Below are 17290 nucleotides of genomic sequence, written 5' to 3'. Positions count from 1 at the left end.
AAGATCGGCGTATTCGTCGGCGCCGGGCAGCAGGTCGGGGCGGATGTTGGTCAGCCGCTCCTCCATCGCCGCGCAGGCTTCCTCGGCCATCTGGATGGCGCCGTCGAGGTCGTCGCGTTGCTGCTTCAGGGCCTCGATCTGGGCCCGGTGGCGGCGCAGCGAGATGGCCATCTGCTGCACGTTGCCGTCCTTGCGGTCGTAGAGGTCCAGCATGTCCTGGATCTCCTGCAGGGTGAAGCCGATGCGGCGTCCCCTCAGGATCAGCTTCAGCCGGGCGCGGTCTCGCGCGCCGTAAACCCGGGTCTGGCCCTTGCGCGCCGGGGTCAGAAGCCCCTTGTCCTCATAGAAGCGCAGCGCCCGCGCCGTGGCGCCGAACTCGCGGCACAACTGCCGGATGGAATAGGTGCGATGGTCGTCTGCGGTCGCCATGGTCGAATCCATAGCCCAAACTTGACGCGGACGTAAAGGGAAGGATTTCACGGTGGCGCGCAAGCACGTCAATGACGCGGCCCGGAGCCCGGCCGATCAGGCGCTCAGGGGCGCGGCGAAACGCGACCTGCCGCAGAAGACGTGCGTCTCCTGCGGCAGGCCCTTCGTCTGGCGGCGCAAGTGGGCGCGCGACTGGGATCAGGTGAAGTTCTGTTCGGACCGATGCCGGGCCAGGGGCGCAGGCCCGTGCGGGGACGTCAGCCCATGAGCGTCTTCTGTTCGCGCATCACGAGGTTGAGCGCCGGACGACGACCGATCAGCACGGTGGCGGTCAGGGCCATCAGGATCAGGTTGACGACGGCCAGACCCAGATCCTGTCCGGTCACGTGGACGCCCAGCATGACCGTCTCCAGGACCAGCAGGCCGAGCCCGGACACCATCAGGATGGGGCGGCCGATCCGCCAGGAGGCCAGAGGCGCCAGGACGCCGAGCGCCAGAACCATCTCGACGATGCCGACGCCGCGCACCAGGTCGGCGCTGACCAGGGCCGGCCAGGACATCAGGGTGATCAGATTCTCCATCGGCTCGGTCAGCTTGGCGTAGCCGGCGGCGATGAAGAACATCGCGATCCAGCCCTGGAAGGTCCACAGACCGAGATTGCGATAGGTCGAGCACAGGCGGATCTGGGCGGGCGTGTGCTCGGACTTGAAGGTCGTGGCCATGGTTCGGCTCTGTCGATAAAGGCGATCGGGAGGTTATCTGCAACAGTGTCGATGTCGGATCGACCTGCGCCTTGTTCAAGAGGTATGGCACAGGTTTTTTGACATGTCATCAGTTGTAGACATCAATTGATGACTTAGCCGATCACGCCGTGTTTCGGGCGACCGAAACCTGCATCTGACAAGCGGCCGAAGCGTGGCCGTTGTCCTACAGATACGTCATGATCGGCGGGGCGGATGACGTCAGCTGCGGGCCTGTCGCGCGGTCTCCAGCCGATTCAGCTTGGCGTGGAAAACCGACCAATCGTCGTGGCCGTCGATGGCCGCCCAGATCGATTCGACCTCCTCGATCAGCATCTCTTCCGGCTCCGGTGCGGCGAAGACGGCGTGTTCCAGCCGTTCGGGGCGGTCCGGCTCATGCTCGAACAGGGCGAAGCGGAAATCATCGAAGGTCTTGCCTTGGTAAGCGGCGCCGCGCGGCCCCTTCAGCGCCCGGGCGGAGGAGGCGAAGCCGGCGAACCAGTCGTGGAACAGAGGTTCCCATCGCAGGGCCTCGCCGCCCTCGCGCAACAGGGCCAGGGTGGCGTCCAGCAGCCGCTGGTCGGCCGCCTCTCCGAGCGACTTCACGCCCAACCGTCTCAGGAAGGCCGCGCGGAGTTCGCGGATATAGACGGGGCCGAAGCCGTTGAGGGCGTCGGTCAGAGCCTGGACCTGGGCGGGTTCGCCCGCGACCAGCTTCAGGCAGCCTGCGAACTGGGTCAGGTTCCAGAACACCGCCTCAGGCTGACGGGCGAAGGCGTAGAGACCGGTCTGGTCGAAATAGGCGGCGGTGAAGGCCGGATCATAGAAGGGCAGGAAGCGCCAGGGGCCGTAGTCGAAGCTCTCGCCCGTGATATTCAGATTGTCGGTGTTCAGCACGCCGTGGACGAAGCCTGCCGCCACCCAGGCCGCCGTCAGCCGGGCGTTGACCTCGACGACTGCGGCCAGCAGACCCGCCGCATCGCCGGTCGCCACGCCGGGATGATACAGGGTACGGACGTGCTCGATCAGGGTCTCGATCTGGTCGGCCCGGCCGTGGAAGGCGGCGCGCTGGAAGGTGCCCAGGCGGATATGGCTGTGCGACAGGCGCACCAGGACCGCCGCCCGCGTCGGCGACGGCTCGTCGTTGCGCTCCAGCCGTTCGTCGGTTTCGATCAGGGACAGGGCGCGGCTGGTCGGCACGCCCTGGGCCTCCAACATTGTCGCGGCCAGCACCTCGCGCACGCCGCCTTTCAAGGTCAGACGCCCGTCGCCGCCGCGCGACCAGGGCGTCGTGCCCGAGCCCTTCGTGCCGAGATCCATGAGGCGATCCCGCTCGTCCCGCATCTGCGCCGCCAGGAAACCGCGCCCGTCGCCGAGGTCGGGATTGTAATGGCGGAACTGGTGCCCGTGATACCGCATGGCGATGGGGCCGGGCTGGCCGGGCAGCGGAGAGAACCGGCCGAAATGCGCGATCCATTCCGCCTCGGTCAGGCTCTCCAGCCCCACGGTCGTCGCCGCCCGGTCGTTGCGGTAGCGCAGCGTCAAGGCCTCGAAGGGCGCCGGAGCCACGGCGTCGCCGAACTCGGGACCGAGGGCGGCGAAACGCGGATCAGGGCGATAGGCGGAGGAGACGGGCATGGCACGCAGGTGAGGCCTCGGTGCTCCGGACGCAAGCGGTTGAACCGTCACGGTTCGAGGCTATGATGGCGTCAGACATCAGGTCGCGGCGTTCGCCCGGCCAGGCCGGCGCCGTCTTCGACGATGCGAATCCGGTCCGACGCCCGTCGATAACCTGGCGTCACGACAGCTTCATTCCTGATCGGAGGCCGCCGTGGCGCGCAAATTCACACTCGATTTCCTCAAGACCGAGACGGCCTCGGGCTCGGCCCTGGCGCTCGCCGCCGTCGCCGCGCTGATCGTCGCCAACTCGCCCTGGTCCTACGACTATTTCGCCTGGCTGAAGAGCGTCCATGTTCTTCAGATCGGCCCGATCCGGCTGGAGGAGACGATCTCCGACTGGATCAAGGAAGGTCTGATGGCGATCTTCTTCCTCGTGGTGGGGCTGGAGATCAAATACGAGATTCTGCGGGGCGAACTGGCCGATCCGAAGAAGCTGGCCATGCCGGTGATCGCCGCCCTCGGCGGCATGGTCGGCCCGGCTGCTGTCTACCTGGGCCTGTCGGGATCGATCGGCGCCCCGCATCAGGGCTGGCCCATCCCGCTGGCGACGGACATCGCCTTCGCCCTGGCCGTCTTCGGCTTCGTGGGCAAGGGCCTGCCGTCGTCGCTGCGGGTCTTCCTGCTGACCCTGGCCATCGTGGATGACCTCGGCGCCATCGCCCTGATCGCCCTGCTGTTCAGCGAAGGCGCGAACTGGGTCCCGCTGGCCTGGGCCGGCGCGCTTCTGGCCGTCGGCTTCTTCGCCGCGAAAATCACCAAGATCGGCACGCCCTTCTGGGTGCTGGGCTTCGCGGCGGTCTGGTATCTGACCGTGCAGTCGGGCCTCTCGACCTCGCTGACGGCCGTGGCCTTCGCCATGATCGTGCCGATCAAGGCCAGGACCGAGGATCGCCAGAGCCCGCTCAAGGAGGCCATCCACGATCTGCATCCCTGGAACGCCTTCCTGGTCCTCCCGCTCTTCGCCTTCGCCAAGGCCGGGGTCTCGTTCGCGGGGATTTCTCTGGATCAGTTGTTCGCGCCCCTGGTGGTGGCCATCGCCCTGGGCCTGTTCGTCGGCAAGCAGATCGGCGTGTTCGGCGCGGCGCGGCTGGCGGCGGCCCTGAAGGTCGGCGCAAAGCCCACGGATTCGACCTGGCCCCAGGTTTACGGCGTCAGTCTGCTGTGCGGCGTGGGCTTCACCATGAGCCTGTTCGTCGGCGTTCTGGCCTTCCCCGGCGCGGTGGATTCGGCCGAGCAGATCCAGGTCAAGCTGGGCGTCATCGGCGGCTCGATTCTGTCGGCCATGGTCGGGGGCGTGGTTCTCGCCATGTCCCGGGACAGGCGCAAGGATTTGGCTCAAAACCCCGCAGGTCCCGAGCAAGACTGATCGAATATTGACCTTAGGTCATCGATTTCTGTCGCTTTTGCATCACACCGAAGGCGGGGCCACGGAGGAAACGCGGCCGTGACGCGGCCGATCCTTGCTGCAAGGCCCCGGTTGGACTAGCCAATTGGCTTCGAGCCGACACCCCGAAAGAGGGTGCGGAGGGATTACAGGAACGCCGCGCCGCACCGTCGTCGCGCCATGAGCCGGGAGCCATTCATGCGTCTTACCCACCGTCTTCGCACCACCGTGTCCGCCGCCGTCGTCGGCGCCGTGGCCTTCGGCTTCGCCGGGGTCGCCGCCGCCCAGGATCAGGACACCCCGTCCACCGTCGATGACATCATCGTCACCGCCCAGAAGCGCGAACAGAGCCTTCAGGACGTGCCGATCGTGGTCACGACCTTGTCGCAGCAGGCGCTCGACAACGCCGGCGTGCGCGACATCAAGGACCTCCAGATCCTGACCCCGGGCCTGATCGTCACCTCCACGACCAACGAGTCCGTCACCACCGCCCGCATCCGCGGCGTCGGCACCGTGGCCGACAACCCCGGCATCGAGAGCTCGGTGGGCGTGGTCATCGACGGCGTCTATCGCTCGCGCAACGGCGTCGGCTTCGGTGACCTGGGCGAGATGCAGCGCATCGAGGTTCTGAAGGGACCGCAGGGCACCCTGTTCGGCAAGAACACCTCGGCCGGCGTCATCAACGTCATCACCGAGGCGCCCTCGTTCAACTTCGGCGTCAATGGTGAAGCCACCGTCGGCAACTACGGCGCCTATGGCCTGTCGGCCTCGGTCACCGGCCCGCTCAGCGACACCCTGGCCCTGCGTCTGTACGGCGCCAAGCGCGTGCGCGACGGCTTCTACAACGTCAATACCGGCAGCGGCCCGCGCACCCTGACCGAAGACCAGAACCAGGACTTCGGCACCATTCGCGGCCAGCTGCTCTGGCTGCCCAGCGATGCGACCTCGGTCCGTATCATCGGCGACTTCTCCAGCCGCAATGAGGACTGCTGCGTGGCCACCCCGGTGGTGCTCGGCCCGACCGCGGCGATCATCGACGCCCTGACCGCCGGCAACGGCATCGCCGGACCGCCCTACGGGGCCCAGCCCTTCTCGCGCGACGCCCGCGCCAACGCCAGCACCGCCCAGCGCATCAAGGATCGCGGCCTGTCGATGGAGATCAACCACGATCTCAACGACAGCGTCACCCTGACCTCGATCACGGCCGCCCGGTCGTGGGAAACGGTCAACGGCGGCGACGTCGATTTCACGGCCGCGGACCTGTTCTACCGCCTGCCGGACGGCAACTTCAGCTTCGCCCTGGACCAGTTCAGCCAGGAGCTGCGGTTCGCGGGCTCCACCGACCGCCTCGACTGGCTGGTCGGCGGCCTCTACAGCCAGGAAGACCTGGCGCGTAACGACAGCTTCCTCTTCGGCACGGCGTGGAACGGCTACCTCTCGACGCTGGGCGCCTCGCAGATCGGCGCCCCGGGCGCCGCTTCCACGTTCCTGCGCTGCATCACCGCGCCCTTCCCGGCCAATGTCGGCTGCGCCACCACCGGCTTCGGCGCGCCTGCGGTCGCGGGTCCGCTCTATGCCCCCGGCGACGGCTACCTGGACAAGTACCGCCAGGACTCGAGCTCCTTCGCCATCTTCACGAACAACTCGTTCCGCCTGACCGAGCAGCTCGAACTGACCCTGGGCCTGCGCTACACCCGTGAAGAGAAGAATCTCGACACGATGCAGGACAACATCGGCAACAATGGCCTGCCCTGCGCCGCCGCACGGCTGAACCCGGTGCTGGCCCCCGGTCAGCCGCTCAACGCCCTGCTGGGCGGCGGGCTCTGCATCAACCAGACCAACCCGGACTTCGACGGCCGCAACTACAGCCAGACGTTCGAGGACGACGATATCTCGGGTCGCTTCTCGGCCCAGTATCGCTTCAGCCCCAGCCTGATGGTCTACGCGTCTGCGGCGCGCGGCTTCAAGTCGGGCGGCTTCAACCTGGAACGGTCCTCGGCCCCCCGCGCTGCGAACAACACCAGCCCAATCCCGGTCGACGACACCTCCTTCGCCTCGGAAACCGTCGACAGCTACGAACTCGGCTTCAAGAGCACCCTGTTCGACCGCTCCCTGCTGTTCAACGTCACGGCCTATCAGCAGAACTTCCAGGACTTCCAGCTGAACACCTTCGCGGGCATCAGCTTCATCGTCGAGAGCATCCCCGAGCTGGATACGCGCGGCGTCGACATGGACTTCCTGTGGTTCACCCCGATCGAGGGCCTGTCGATCCAGGGCGGGGCGACCTACACGGACAGCACCTATGGCGAGTTCACGGCCGCCGACCTGCAGGTGCCGTCGCGCTTCCCGGCGCTGAGCCTGCTGCCCGGCAACACGGTGTCGTTCGCGCCGGAGTTCACCTCCACGATGGGCATCACTTTTGATCGCTCGATCGGCAACGGTCTGCGCGGCGGCTTCAGCCTGTCGGGCAAGTACACGACCGAATACAACACCGGCTCGGACCTGATCCCCGTCAAGATGCAGGACGCCTTCAGCCTGTTCAACGGCCGGGTCAGCATCGGCAGCGAGGACGAGCGCTGGACCTTCGAGGTCTGGGGCCAGAACCTGACGGACGAGGAATACTACCAGGTGGTGTTCAGCGGCCCGCTGCAGGGCACGTCCTTCTCGAGCACGCTCCAGTCGAACGGCAGCTACTACAACCCGGCGACCGACACGACGACCTACAACGCCTTCCTGGGTCAGCCCCGCACCTTCGGCGCGACGCTCCGGGTCAAGTACTGATCGCCCCGACAAGAGGGTGAACTGGAAGCCGGCCGGGGTTCGCCCCGGCCGGGTTTTGTTTGGACGGTGGGGGCCGGTGGGGGCCACGTTGTGATCGAGTCCGACCGGCGGCGCTCGGACCATCCGCGCTTCGCGGCGTCCAGAGTGTGTTGGAACGGCATGGCGTCGGTGATCGATCGGTGGCGGAACGCGCACCGGTCGTCGATCAAGCGCCCGGCAGGCAGGGTCGAGGGGCGCTTTGGGTCCGAGAAGGCCGCGTGAACCAGCCTCCGGCTCGCCCCGCCCGGCCTACTCGGCCGGTGCGGGGGAGGGGGGCGCCGAACGCGCGTCCGGGTGGTGTTCGCGCTGGCCGGCGAACATCTTGCCCATCCGGCGCCGCCCCCAGCCCGAGATGTCGTCCACGATGGTGAAGATCGGCGGGATGAACAGCAGGGACAGGAAGGTCGAGGAGATCAGGCCGCCCACGACGGCGATGGCCATGGGTTGGCGGAACTCCACGTCGGCGCCCCAGCCGATCGCGACCGGCAGCATGCCCGCACCCATGGCGAAGGTGGTCATCAGGATCGGGCGGGCGCGCTTGTGCGCCGCGTCCATGATAGCTTCCAGCCGGTTCTGGCCCTCCTGCTCGGCGATGATGATGTAGTCGACCAGCAGGATGGAGTTCTTGGCCGCGATGCCCATCAGCATCAGCACCCCGATCAACGAGGAGATCGAGAAGCTGGACCCGCCGATCATCAGGGCCACAAAGGCGCCGCCGATGGCCAGGGGCAGGGAAGCCATGATGGTGACCGGATAGGCGAAGCTTTTGAACAGCAGCACCAGAACCGCATACATCAGTAGAATGCCGGTGCCGAAAGCCACGGCGAAGCCGGTGATCATCTCCTGAATGAACTCCTCGTCGCCCGCCGGAACCTGGCGGACGCCCGCGGGCAGGTTCTTGACGGTCGGCAGTCGGCTGACCGCGGCGGCGGCTTCACCGCTGCGGATGCCGTCCAGTTCGGCCGAGATGGTCGCTACCCGACTGCGGTCCTGGCGCAGGACCTGAGAGGGGCCGGCGCCGAAGCGGATGTCCGCCACGGCGCTGAGCGGCACGGCGGTTCCCGTGGCGGTCGGCACACGCAGGTTCTCGAGCACCGCCAGATCCTCGCGGGCGTCTCGGGTCAGGCGCAGGCGGATGGGCACCTGACGGTCGCCCAGATTGTACTTGGGCAGGTTCTGATCGACGTCGCCGATGGTGGCGACCCGCACGGCCTGGGAGATGGCGCTGGTCGAGACGCCCATCAGGGCGGCCTGGTCGGGGCGTGGCGTCACGAGGATCTCGGGGCGCGCGATGGAGGCGGTGTTCACCACATTGGCCAGGCCCGGAACGGTCCGCATCTCGGCCTCGACCTTGCGGGCGGCGGCGGTCAGGGCCGCGCCGTCGTCGCTGAGGATGGCGAAGCGATAGCTGGTGCCGTCGCTGGGCCCGCCGCCCTGCTGGGCGACGCCGGCGCCGATCCGGGCGCCGGGAATGGGCTTCCAGCTATCGACCATCACGCGGGCGAACTGTTGCTGGCTGAGCTCGCGCTCGCCCTTGTCGGTCAGGTCGGCATAGACATTGGCCTGATTGACCTCCTGTCCGCCGATCGAGGCATAGACCGACGTCACTTCAGGCCGGGCGCGCAGGTCGCGGGTGATGCGCTGAACCACGGCGTCGGTCTGGGCCAGGGTGGCGCCCGGCGGCAGTTCGACCGAGAAGCCGGCGCGGCCCACGTCGCCGCTGGCCAGGAACTCGAACGGCACCCGCGTGGCCAGGACGCCGCAGCCGATGAACAGCACCGTGCCGATGACGAACACCTTCCAGCGGTTGCGCAGGCTCCAGCCCAGGGCCTTGAGGTAGCCGGACATCCAGAAGGGGTCCTTGTCCTCGTGATTGTGGTGCTTGAGCAGATAGGCCGCCATCAGCGGCGTCAGGGTCCGCGCCACCACCAGGGAGAAGGCCACCGAGATACAGGCGGCGAGGGCGAAGGCTTTGAAGAACTGGCCGATGATGCCCGGCATGACGCCCACGGGGGCGAAGACGGCGATGATGGTCGCCGTGGTGGCCACGACCGCCAGACCGATCTCGTCGGCGGCCTCCATCGAGGCGTTATAGGGCGACTTGCCGTTCCGCATGTGGCGGACGATGTTCTCGATCTCGACGATGGCGTCATCGACGAGGATGCCGATGGTCAGGGACAGGGCCAGAAGGCTGATGCCGTTCAGCGACTGGCCCAGCGGCTCAAGCACCAGAAAGGTCGGGATCAGCGACATCGGGATGGCCGTGGCCGTGATGAAGGTCGCCCGCCAGTCGCGCAGGAAGATGAACACCACGACGACGGCCAGAACGGCGCCCAGCAACAGGGCCTCCAGCGAGGCGACGTAGCTCTCCTCGATCTGTTCGACGCTGGCGGTGACCTGACGGATGGTCAGCTCAGGGTGGTCCTCGTCGATCTTGGCGACCGCCTCGCGGACACGCTCGGCGATCTTGACCTCGGACGCCGTGCGCGAGCGCAGGAAGTTGAAGGTGATGGCTTCCTGGCCGTTGTATCGGGCCAGACGACGAGGCTCGGACCAGTGGTCCTCCACCCGCCCCAGATCGCCCAGCCGCACGGACCGGCCGCCCGAGAGGGGCACCAGGGTCTCGCGCAGGGCCTCGATCGAGGTGGCGGCGCCCAGGGTGCGGATCGACCGCTCGGACCCGGAGATGGTCACACGGCCGCCGGGTTGGTCGGAGTTGACGCCCGTCAGGGCCTGGCTGACCGCCGCCGCCGTCAGGCCGTAGGAGGCCAGACGGTCGGGATCGAGTTCGACGGCGATCTCGCGATCCACGCCCCCGCCGCGATTGACCTCGCCCACGCCCTTGATGGCCAGCAGGGCGCGACTGACGTCGTTGTCGACGAACCAGCTGATCTCTTCCGGCGTCATGGTCTCGGAGCTGATGACCCAGGTGATCAGGGCGTCGCCGGTGATGTCGATGCGCTGGACGCTGGGCTCCTGCATGTCCTGCGGCAGGTCGGCGCGAAGGCCGCTCATCGCGTTGCGGACGTCGTTGGTGGCGCGTTCGGTGTCGGTGCCCAGCTCGAACTCGATGGAGGTCGAAGACACGCCGTCGGTGATCTGGGAGTTGATGTGGCGCACGCCGGAGAGGCCCGCGAGGGAGTCCTCGATCAACCGGGTGACCTGCACCTCCATCTCGCTGGGCGCGGCGCCCGGCCGAACGGCCGTGACCGCCACCAGGGGGAAGTCGATGTCCGGATTATTGTTGATCCGCATGCTCAGGAAGCTGAGCACGCCCCCCACCGTCAGGAGGGTGAAGAGCAGAATGATCGGGATCGGATTCTTGATCGACCAGGAGGAGATGTTCTTCATGACCGGGCCCTAGCGCGCGGCCGGAGCGGCAGCGGGCGCCGCGGTCGGGGCGGCCTGGGCGGGGCCCGAGACGCTGACCCGGTCGCCGTCGCCGAGGAAGCCGGCGCCGTCGACGACGACCCTGGCTCCCGCCTGCAGCCCCTCGACCGAGGTCTGGGTGGCGCTGCGCGACAGGACCGTCACCGGCTGGAAGCGCACGTGGTTGTCGGCGGTCAGGACGAAGACGCCGGAGCGGTTCTCGCGATAGAGGACCGAGGCGGTCGGGACGGTGATGGCCGGCTGGGCGCCGACGTCGATCCGGGCCCGGGCGAACATGCCGGGACGGAAGCCGCCGCCGGACGTCAGGGCGATGCGGGCGACGCCGAGGCGGGTTTCTGCATTCACTTCCGAGGTGACGATCCGCACCCGGCCGGTGGTCTCGCCGACCTGATCCGAGGAGACGGTCGCCGACTGGCCCGCGCGGATCAGACCCAGCTCGGTTTCCGGCACCTGGGCGTCCAGCTCAAGGCGGCCGTCGCGGACCATGCGGAACATCTCGGCGCCGGCGGCGACGATCTGGCCCTTGGTGACGCTGCGGCTGATGATGAGGCCGGAGACGGGCGCACGCAGGGTGGCCTGAGCCAGGCGGGTCTGGGTCTCTGACAGGGCCGCGCGGGCCGAGGCGGCGCCGGCCGAGGAGGCGCGCTGATTGGCCAGGGCCGTGTCGAGCGAGGCCTGGGACAGGAAGCCCTTCTCCTTCAGCTCCTGGGCGCGGGCCAGGGCCGCGTCGTCGCGGGCGGCGTTGGCCTCGGCCGACTGGACCGCCGCCTGCTGCTGGCGAAGCTGGGCGCGGAGTAGGGCGTCGTTGAGCTGGACCAGAGGTTGGCCCTGGCGGACGTAGGACCCCTCGTCCACCAGCACGGCCGTAGCGACCAGCCCGCCGGTCTCGGCGCCGACCGGCACCTCTTCCCAGGCCGAGACGGTGCCCGAGGCGTTGATGACGCGGGGCAGGGAGGTCAGGGCGGCGGTGGCCACGGTCACGGTCTGACCCGCTGTGGCGCCCGCCTTCTTCTCGGCCGCGGCCTTGTCCTCGCCGCCGCCGCAGGAGGCCAGAGCGAGGGCCGCGGTCGCCAGCAAGGCGGCCCGAAGAAGCTGGGTCCGCATCAGGGTCTTGGTCGCCACCTGGAAAGTCCTGTCGCTGAGCCCCGTCGAGGGCGGATCGAGGCGCGCTGGGGGCGCCGGGGAGGTCGCCGCTCCATACCGCGTCCACGGGCCATTCTCAAACGACAGCTTCGCCATTAACGCGTTGTAATCCGTGCCGACAACCGTTGCAGTTGCGCCCGGCTATACGCGGGCGGGCGCGGGTCGGATTGGCGTTCGGGCGCCCTCCGTGCTAACCGCCGCGCCGACATGACGACGCCCCCCACAGACCGAATCCGCAACTTCTCCGTGGTCGCCCACATCGACCACGGCAAATCCACGCTTTCCGACCGTTTGATCCAGTTCACCGGCGGCCTGACCGCGCGGGAGATGAGCGCACAGGTCCTGGACTCGATGGAGATCGAGAAGGAGCGGGGGATCACGATCAAGGCCCAGACTGTCAGGCTGCATTATAAGGCCGCCGATGGGCTCGACTATGTGCTGAACCTGATGGACACGCCCGGGCACGTGGACTTCGCCTATGAGGTCAGCCGGTCGCTGGCGGCGTGCGAGGGCTCCCTGCTGGTCGTGGATGCGTCGCAGGGGGTCGAGGCCCAGACTCTGGCGAACGTCTATCAGGCCATTGATAACAATCATGAGATTGTTCCCGTCCTGAACAAGATCGACCTGCCGGCCGCGGAGCCCGACCGGGTGCGGCAGCAGATCGAGGACGTCATCGGCATCGACGCCAGTGACGCCGTCATGTGCAGCGCCAAGTCGGGCATCGGCATCGAGGATGTGCTGGAGGCCATCGTCACCCGCCTGCCGGCGCCCAAGGGGGACATCGACGCCCCGCTGAAGGCCATGCTGGTCGACGCCTGGTACGACCCCTATCTGGGCGTCGTTCTGTTGGTGCGGGTGTTCGACGGCACGCTGAAGGCCGGTCAGCGGATCAAGATGATGCAGTCGGGCTCGACCCATCTGGTCGACAGGGTCGGGGTCTTCCTGCCCAAGAACACGCCCGTGGACCAGCTGGGTCCGGGCGAGGTCGGCTTCATCACCGCCCAGATCAAGGAAGTGGCCCACGCCGCCGTCGGCGACACCATCACCGACGAGAAGAAGCCGACCGCCGAACCGCTGAAGGGGTTCAAGGAGGTCCAGTCGGTGGTCTTCTGCGGCCTGTTCCCCGTGGACGCGGCCGATTTCGAGGATCTGCGCGCCGCCATCGGCAAGCTGCGGCTGAACGACGCCTCCTTCACCTATGAGATGGAATCCAGCGCGGCCCTCGGCTTCGGCTTCCGCTGCGGCTTCCTGGGCCTGCTGCATCTGGAGATCATCCAGGAGCGGCTGAGCCGCGAGTTCAACCTCGACCTGATCGCGACCGCGCCCTCGGTGGTCTACAAGATCCAGCTGCGCGACGGCTCCGAGATCGACCTGCACAACCCGGCCGACCTGCCCGACGTGATGCAGATCGAAAGCATCGCCGAGCCGTGGATCAAGGCCACCATCCTGACCCCCGACGACTACCTCGGCAGCGTCATCAAGCTGTGTCAGGACCGCCGCGGCTCGCAGGTCGAACTGTCCTATGTCGGCAGCCGCGCCCTGGTGGTCTATGAGCTGCCGCTGAACGAGGTGGTCTTCGACTTCTACGACCGGCTGAAGTCGATCTCGAAGGGCTACGCCAGCTTCGATTACGAGATCACGGACTACAAGGTCGGCGATCTGGTCAAGATGAGCATTCTGGTCAACGCCGAGCCCGTCGACGCCCTGTCGATGCTGGTCCACCGCGCCCGCGCCGAGACGCGCGGCCGGGGCATGGTCGAGAAGATGAAGGAGCTGATCCCGCCCCACATGTTCGTCATCCCGATCCAGGCCGCCATCGGCGGCAAGATCATCGCGCGGGAAACCGTGCGGGCGCTGCGCAAGGACGTGACGAGCAAGTGCTACGGCGGCGACGCGACGCGCAAGAAGAAGCTGCTGGAGAAGCAGAAGGCCGGCAAGAAGCGCATGCGCCAGTTCGGCAAGGTGGAGATCCCGCAGGAAGCCTTCATCGCCGCGCTGAAGATGGACGAGGATTGAGGGCTGCTGGTAGAGTTGTAGTTTCCGATTCACGGAGCGAACTATGGCTAAGCGAGACCCGGTCAAGACAGCTCGCAACGCGATCATTCGTGACATGAAGGTCGCTCTTAGGTCTGAGCTACCAAAGGTTCTGGCGGAGACCGGAATTGCGAGCGAGGCATCTTTGAATGCGATGATCGGCGGCAAGGCTGCAGAGTTCATCGACCTAAAGCACGATGTAATCGCGTCACCGGACCAATATATCAACCTCTACATGAAGGGCTTCAAGGCTCGGATGTCACCGCCTGGGAGTTGGGCGAACTCCCATCGCAAAAACTACGAGATAATCAAATCATCAAAGGCGGCGCAGAGGTACTTCCTTCAGTTTCTAAAAAGATCCTATCTGAACCACGCCGAAGAATTGTCACGCGTGCGCCCCCACGTTGATGAGAGCGAAATATGGATAGGCCAGAACAACGCTGATTATGGGTTGCTTATCACGCCGCGTTTCAATCCACTGAAGAATTCTTGGGAGAATGACAAGAGCGAGATTCGTCATTTTCCTAAACGTTACTGGACCATTGGCCACGTGTTAAAGAGTGGTCTGGTGGTTCCTGATGATGATGATAAAATCGAGTTCGATTCGGTAGAAGAATATCTTTTGTTCTTCAAGAACATCCTCGTGCGAGCCTCGGGATCTAAGCACGAGAGGGCGATCGCCAAGCTATACTGTGATTTTGTACGCACGTCGGACGATCCAGAGAGCATGCCGTTGTTGATTCCTGAATTCAGATTCGAGGGTCGCGAAAAGAAGCATAAATTTCGTTTGGACTTCACGATTATTGACCCATTTACAATGAGCAAGGTGGGTTATGAGTTATCTCCTTGGTCTACGCACGGATACCTGAGTAAGATCGGTGGGTTAACGCAGGCCCAAATCAACGACATGGCTAAAGACAATTTTGAGAAGGAAATGGTTAAGCACCGCTCTTTCTTCAAAAAGTACGGTCTATATGCGTTGATTTACACCGACGGACAGCTCGCTAAACCTGAGTTGATATTCGATGATATGCGGCAATACCTTCAACCAATCGACAAGGTTGTCCAGCTCGACCTAGATTTGATGACCAATTTCTTCAAGTAATACAGGCCGTGGCGGCTGAAGGTGCACGCGCCGCTCAAATGGCGCTCGTCCCCCCGAACTCACCGTCCGCCGCCTGATCCACGGCCTCGGCTATCGCTTCCGCCTTCATCCACGCGATCTGCCCGGCACGCCTGACGTCGTCTTTCCCGGTCGCCGGATAGTCATCTTCGTGCACGGCTGTTTATGGCATCGGCATCTCGATCCGGACTGTCGTCTGGCGCGGATGCCCAAATCGCGGCAGGTTGGTTGTGGAGGGCAATCCAATGAACAAGGCGCGCTGGGTGCAGACTGTCGATCGCTTGATGAAGCGAGACTGGTGTATCGATACTGCCGATGCCGGCTTGGATGATGCAGAGTTGTCCCGGTATTGGCAGGAAGGCGAAGAGCCATCGGCATTCGTCGCATGGTTTGCGGAGAAGCACGATCTGATCCGGTTTGAGCGCAATCCCTTCCGGCCAGCAGGCGTCTGACGCTTGTGCCAAATTATTGGTGGGTCAATCACAAGCAGACGGTGCGTCAGGAGATAGACGGCCAATACCTGTGGTCGCCGAAGGCGGAGCGGAACGGGGCCCGCAGCCAGTTCTACGACAACATGCGTTTGGCTTCGCCCGGCGACATTGTGATGTCCTACGCGAACGGCAAGATTGGCTGGATCGGGCGTGTTGCAGAGTTTGCGTTCACGGCGCCCAAACCTGCGGAGTTTGGTGACATAGGGGCCTACTGGGACCATGAAGGATGGTTGCTGCCGGTCTATTGGACGGAGCTGGCTCCCGCCGTTCGCCCGAAGGACATGATCCAAGGCCTTGGACCGTTGTTGCCGCAGAAGTATTCGCCGATCAGCGCACTGAGCGGCGACGGAAACCAGAAAGCATACCTCGCCAGCGTGCCGCGCGAGGTATTTGAAATGATCGCTGCTGGCGCGGCGTTTAGCGAGGACGCCCTCGCGCGTGGCGGCAGCAATAGCCTGACCTTCGATGTCGTCACCGAGATCCTTGACGATGCCATCCAGCAGCGCATCGAAGAGGACGCGGGGCTCGAAACCACCGTCAAACAAACGATCATTCAGGCACGACGAGGCCAGGGCGCGTTCCGCAAAAACGTCGAGGCAAAGGAGCGCGCCTGTCGGTTGACGGGGATAACCAATCCCGCATTGCTGATCGCGAGCCACATCAAACCTTGGCGCGTGTGCAAGACGGCCTCCGAGCGGCTCGATGGCGCCAATGGACTATTGCTGACGCCTGACGCGGACCACCTTTTTGATCGCGGCTTTATCAGCTTTGGCGATGCGGGTGAGGTCATTGTATCGCCGCGCGTGCCAGACGACGACATGCGACGCCTCGGCTTCGAGCAACTCGTCAGGCAAAGGTTTGGGGTAAGCGAGCCGCCGTCGGCTTGGATGACGGACGCATTCCAGCAGGATCAGAGCAGCTACCTCTCGTATCACCGAAGTCAGGTGTTCATTTCCTAGCCGCAAGCGCGACCATCCATGATGGGAGCTCCACCCTCTGTCCGCCTTAGGTCAGGCGCCGCCTGCAGTCCCAACCGATGGAAAATAACCTCCGCCATCGGCGCCTCGCCGCCCGGCGATAATGGCGGGATGGAACCCAAACACCTGAGAACGCGGGCGAGGGCGCCGGGGCATTACCGGCTGTCGACCGAGACCTGGATGACCATTCTGGAGGAGTACAAGCGGGGGGCGACGACGCCCCTGCTGGCGGCCAAGTGGAAGGTGTCGGAGCATGCGTTGCGCAAGCGGATCACCGTGCACGGGGCGACCAAGCGGGCGTGGGGCGACGCCTGTGCGCGGGCGGGGGCCGAGGCGTGGGATCAGGAGGTGGCGGCGGCCCATGCGCCCCTGCCGCCCCTGACCCCGCCGGAAGAAGGGGCGGCGGCGGCGACGGATGCGCGGACGCTGGGGCGGCGGGTGTTGCGCGGGGTCGGGCGGGCGCTGGATCAGGGGCGGCTGGAGGAGGCAAAGGCGCTGGGGGCGCTGGCGGCGTCTCTGGGGCGGATCCCCGAGCAGGACCGCGACCGGGTGGACTGGGCCGATTTCGCGCGGGCGGCGACGGAGCCCCTGACGGCGCTGGAGCTGAGTTTCGCGGCCGAGGAGGGGGCGAGGACGGCGCACCCGGCCCGGGTCGAGCTGTGGCGGCGGCTGACGGGCTGCACGGCCGCGGACCCTCTGGAGGTCAAGGCCGAGGCGCTGAAGCTGATGATCGAGGGGCTGCTGGAGAAGAACGCCGAGTATGACCGGGCGCGGGAGGCCCGGCGGTCAGGGTCCTGAGGGCTCAGCGTCCTGGGGGCTCAGCGCCTGGAGGCGCCCGTGAGGTCGGACCAGCGCCAGGCTCCGGTTCCCAAGGCGACGGCGGGGGCTGTGGGGCCGTCGGCGAGGGTGAGGAGGACGAGGCCGCGCATGGGCTGGCTGCGGCAGGCGGGCGGGGCGAAGGCGACCTCGACGGCGATGGCCTGACGCACGCCGGCGAGACCGTCGCCGTCCTCGCCCGGGGTGCGGAGCCAGTTCCCGTTCCACAGCAGGGGGGTGCGGCCGGGGGGCAGGTCGCGGCG

13 protein-coding genes and 2 pseudogenes are annotated in these 17290 nt (G+C 66.0%); 9 read left to right on the top strand and 6 right to left on the bottom strand.

The features are described from left to right. Positions 1 to 429: MerR family transcriptional regulator (locus tag ACT6QK_RS12200; protein ID WP_444598095.1), on the bottom strand; the 429-nt coding region annotated here is incomplete at its 3' end. A gap of 52 nt (positions 430 to 481) precedes the next feature. Here ACT6QK_RS12200 and ACT6QK_RS12195 point away from each other — a divergent pair. Further along, on the top strand, positions 482 to 697 hold the full coding sequence (locus ACT6QK_RS12195; RefSeq protein WP_444598094.1) for a DUF2256 domain-containing protein: 216 nt from the start codon (positions 482 to 484) through the stop codon (positions 695 to 697). Here ACT6QK_RS12195 and ACT6QK_RS12190 read toward each other — a convergent pair. Both ACT6QK_RS12190 and ACT6QK_RS12185 read right to left on the bottom strand, forming a co-directional pair. Beyond that, positions 687 to 1151: a DoxX family protein gene (locus ACT6QK_RS12190; RefSeq protein WP_444598093.1), complete on the bottom strand. Its 465-nt coding sequence runs from the start codon at positions 1149 to 1151 to the stop codon at positions 687 to 689. The genes ACT6QK_RS12195 and ACT6QK_RS12190 overlap by 11 nt on opposite strands. 240 nt (positions 1152 to 1391) lie before the next feature. Further along, positions 1392 to 2807 carry a protein adenylyltransferase SelO family protein gene (locus tag ACT6QK_RS12185; protein ID WP_444598092.1) on the bottom strand — a complete coding sequence of 472 codons (1416 nt, stop codon included), beginning with the start codon at positions 2805 to 2807 and terminating at the stop codon, positions 1392 to 1394. Positions 2808 to 3000: 193 nt separating this feature from the next. Here ACT6QK_RS12185 and nhaA point away from each other — a divergent pair, with 193 nt between their 5' ends. Both nhaA and ACT6QK_RS12175 read left to right on the top strand, forming a co-directional pair. After that, entirely contained in the window at positions 3001 to 4215 is a 1215-nt protein-coding gene (gene nhaA / locus ACT6QK_RS12180) for a Na+/H+ antiporter NhaA (protein ID WP_444598091.1), read from the top strand. Between the two features lie 216 nt (positions 4216 to 4431). After that, on the top strand, positions 4432 to 7014 hold the full coding sequence (locus ACT6QK_RS12175) for a TonB-dependent receptor (RefSeq protein ID WP_444598090.1): 2583 nt from the start codon (positions 4432 to 4434) through the stop codon (positions 7012 to 7014). Between the two features lie 288 nt (positions 7015 to 7302). Here the strand turns inward: ACT6QK_RS12175 and ACT6QK_RS12170 are convergent, their stop codons facing one another. Both ACT6QK_RS12170 and ACT6QK_RS12165 read right to left on the bottom strand, forming a co-directional pair. Continuing rightward, a complete protein-coding gene (locus ACT6QK_RS12170) occupies positions 7303 to 10404 on the bottom strand; it encodes an efflux RND transporter permease subunit (protein ID WP_444598089.1) in 3102 nt (1033 codons plus the stop codon). Positions 10405 to 10413: 9 nt separating this feature from the next. Then, entirely contained in the window at positions 10414 to 11565 is a 1152-nt protein-coding gene (locus tag ACT6QK_RS12165; RefSeq protein ID WP_444598088.1) for an efflux RND transporter periplasmic adaptor subunit, read from the bottom strand. A 228-nt stretch (positions 11566 to 11793) separates the two neighbouring features. On the opposite strand from ACT6QK_RS12165, the gene lepA reads away from it, so the two are divergent. From lepA to ACT6QK_RS12135, 6 genes and pseudogenes are all read left to right on the top strand, one after another. Beyond that, positions 11794 to 13602: a translation elongation factor 4 gene (lepA, locus tag ACT6QK_RS12160; RefSeq protein WP_444598087.1), complete on the top strand. Its 1809-nt coding sequence runs from the start codon at positions 11794 to 11796 to the stop codon at positions 13600 to 13602. Between the two features lie 43 nt (positions 13603 to 13645). After that, a complete protein-coding gene (locus ACT6QK_RS12155; protein WP_444598086.1) occupies positions 13646 to 14725 on the top strand; it encodes a topoisomerase II in 1080 nt (359 codons plus the stop codon). Between the two features lie 61 nt (positions 14726 to 14786). Then, a pseudogene (locus ACT6QK_RS12150) lies at positions 14787 to 15074 on the top strand (hypothetical protein); the annotation flags it as partial. Continuing rightward, the gene (locus ACT6QK_RS12145; RefSeq protein WP_444598085.1) at positions 14989 to 15195 is read left to right on the top strand and encodes a hypothetical protein; all 207 of its coding nucleotides are present in this window, start codon (positions 14989 to 14991) and stop codon (positions 15193 to 15195) included. The pseudogene ACT6QK_RS12150 and the gene ACT6QK_RS12145, both read left to right, overlap by 86 nt. Positions 15196 to 15236: 41 nt before the next feature. Continuing rightward, positions 15237 to 16193, top strand: a complete 957-nt coding sequence (locus ACT6QK_RS12140; protein ID WP_444598084.1) for an HNH endonuclease — start codon at positions 15237 to 15239, stop codon at positions 16191 to 16193. 129 nt (positions 16194 to 16322) lie between these two features. Continuing rightward, entirely contained in the window at positions 16323 to 17009 is a 687-nt protein-coding gene (locus ACT6QK_RS12135) for a hypothetical protein (RefSeq protein ID WP_444598083.1), read from the top strand. A 20-nt stretch (positions 17010 to 17029) separates the two neighbouring features. On the opposite strand, the pseudogene ACT6QK_RS12130 reads toward ACT6QK_RS12135, so the two are convergent. After that, positions 17030 to 17290 (bottom strand): annotated as a pseudogene (locus ACT6QK_RS12130) (hypothetical protein); the annotation flags it as partial.

This window comes from Brevundimonas sp. (assembly GCF_052436175.1).
Lineage (GTDB): Bacteria > Pseudomonadota > Alphaproteobacteria > Caulobacterales > Caulobacteraceae > Brevundimonas.
The sequence above is the reverse complement of the archived record's forward strand: the minus strand, read 5'-3'. Positions and strand labels throughout refer to the sequence as shown.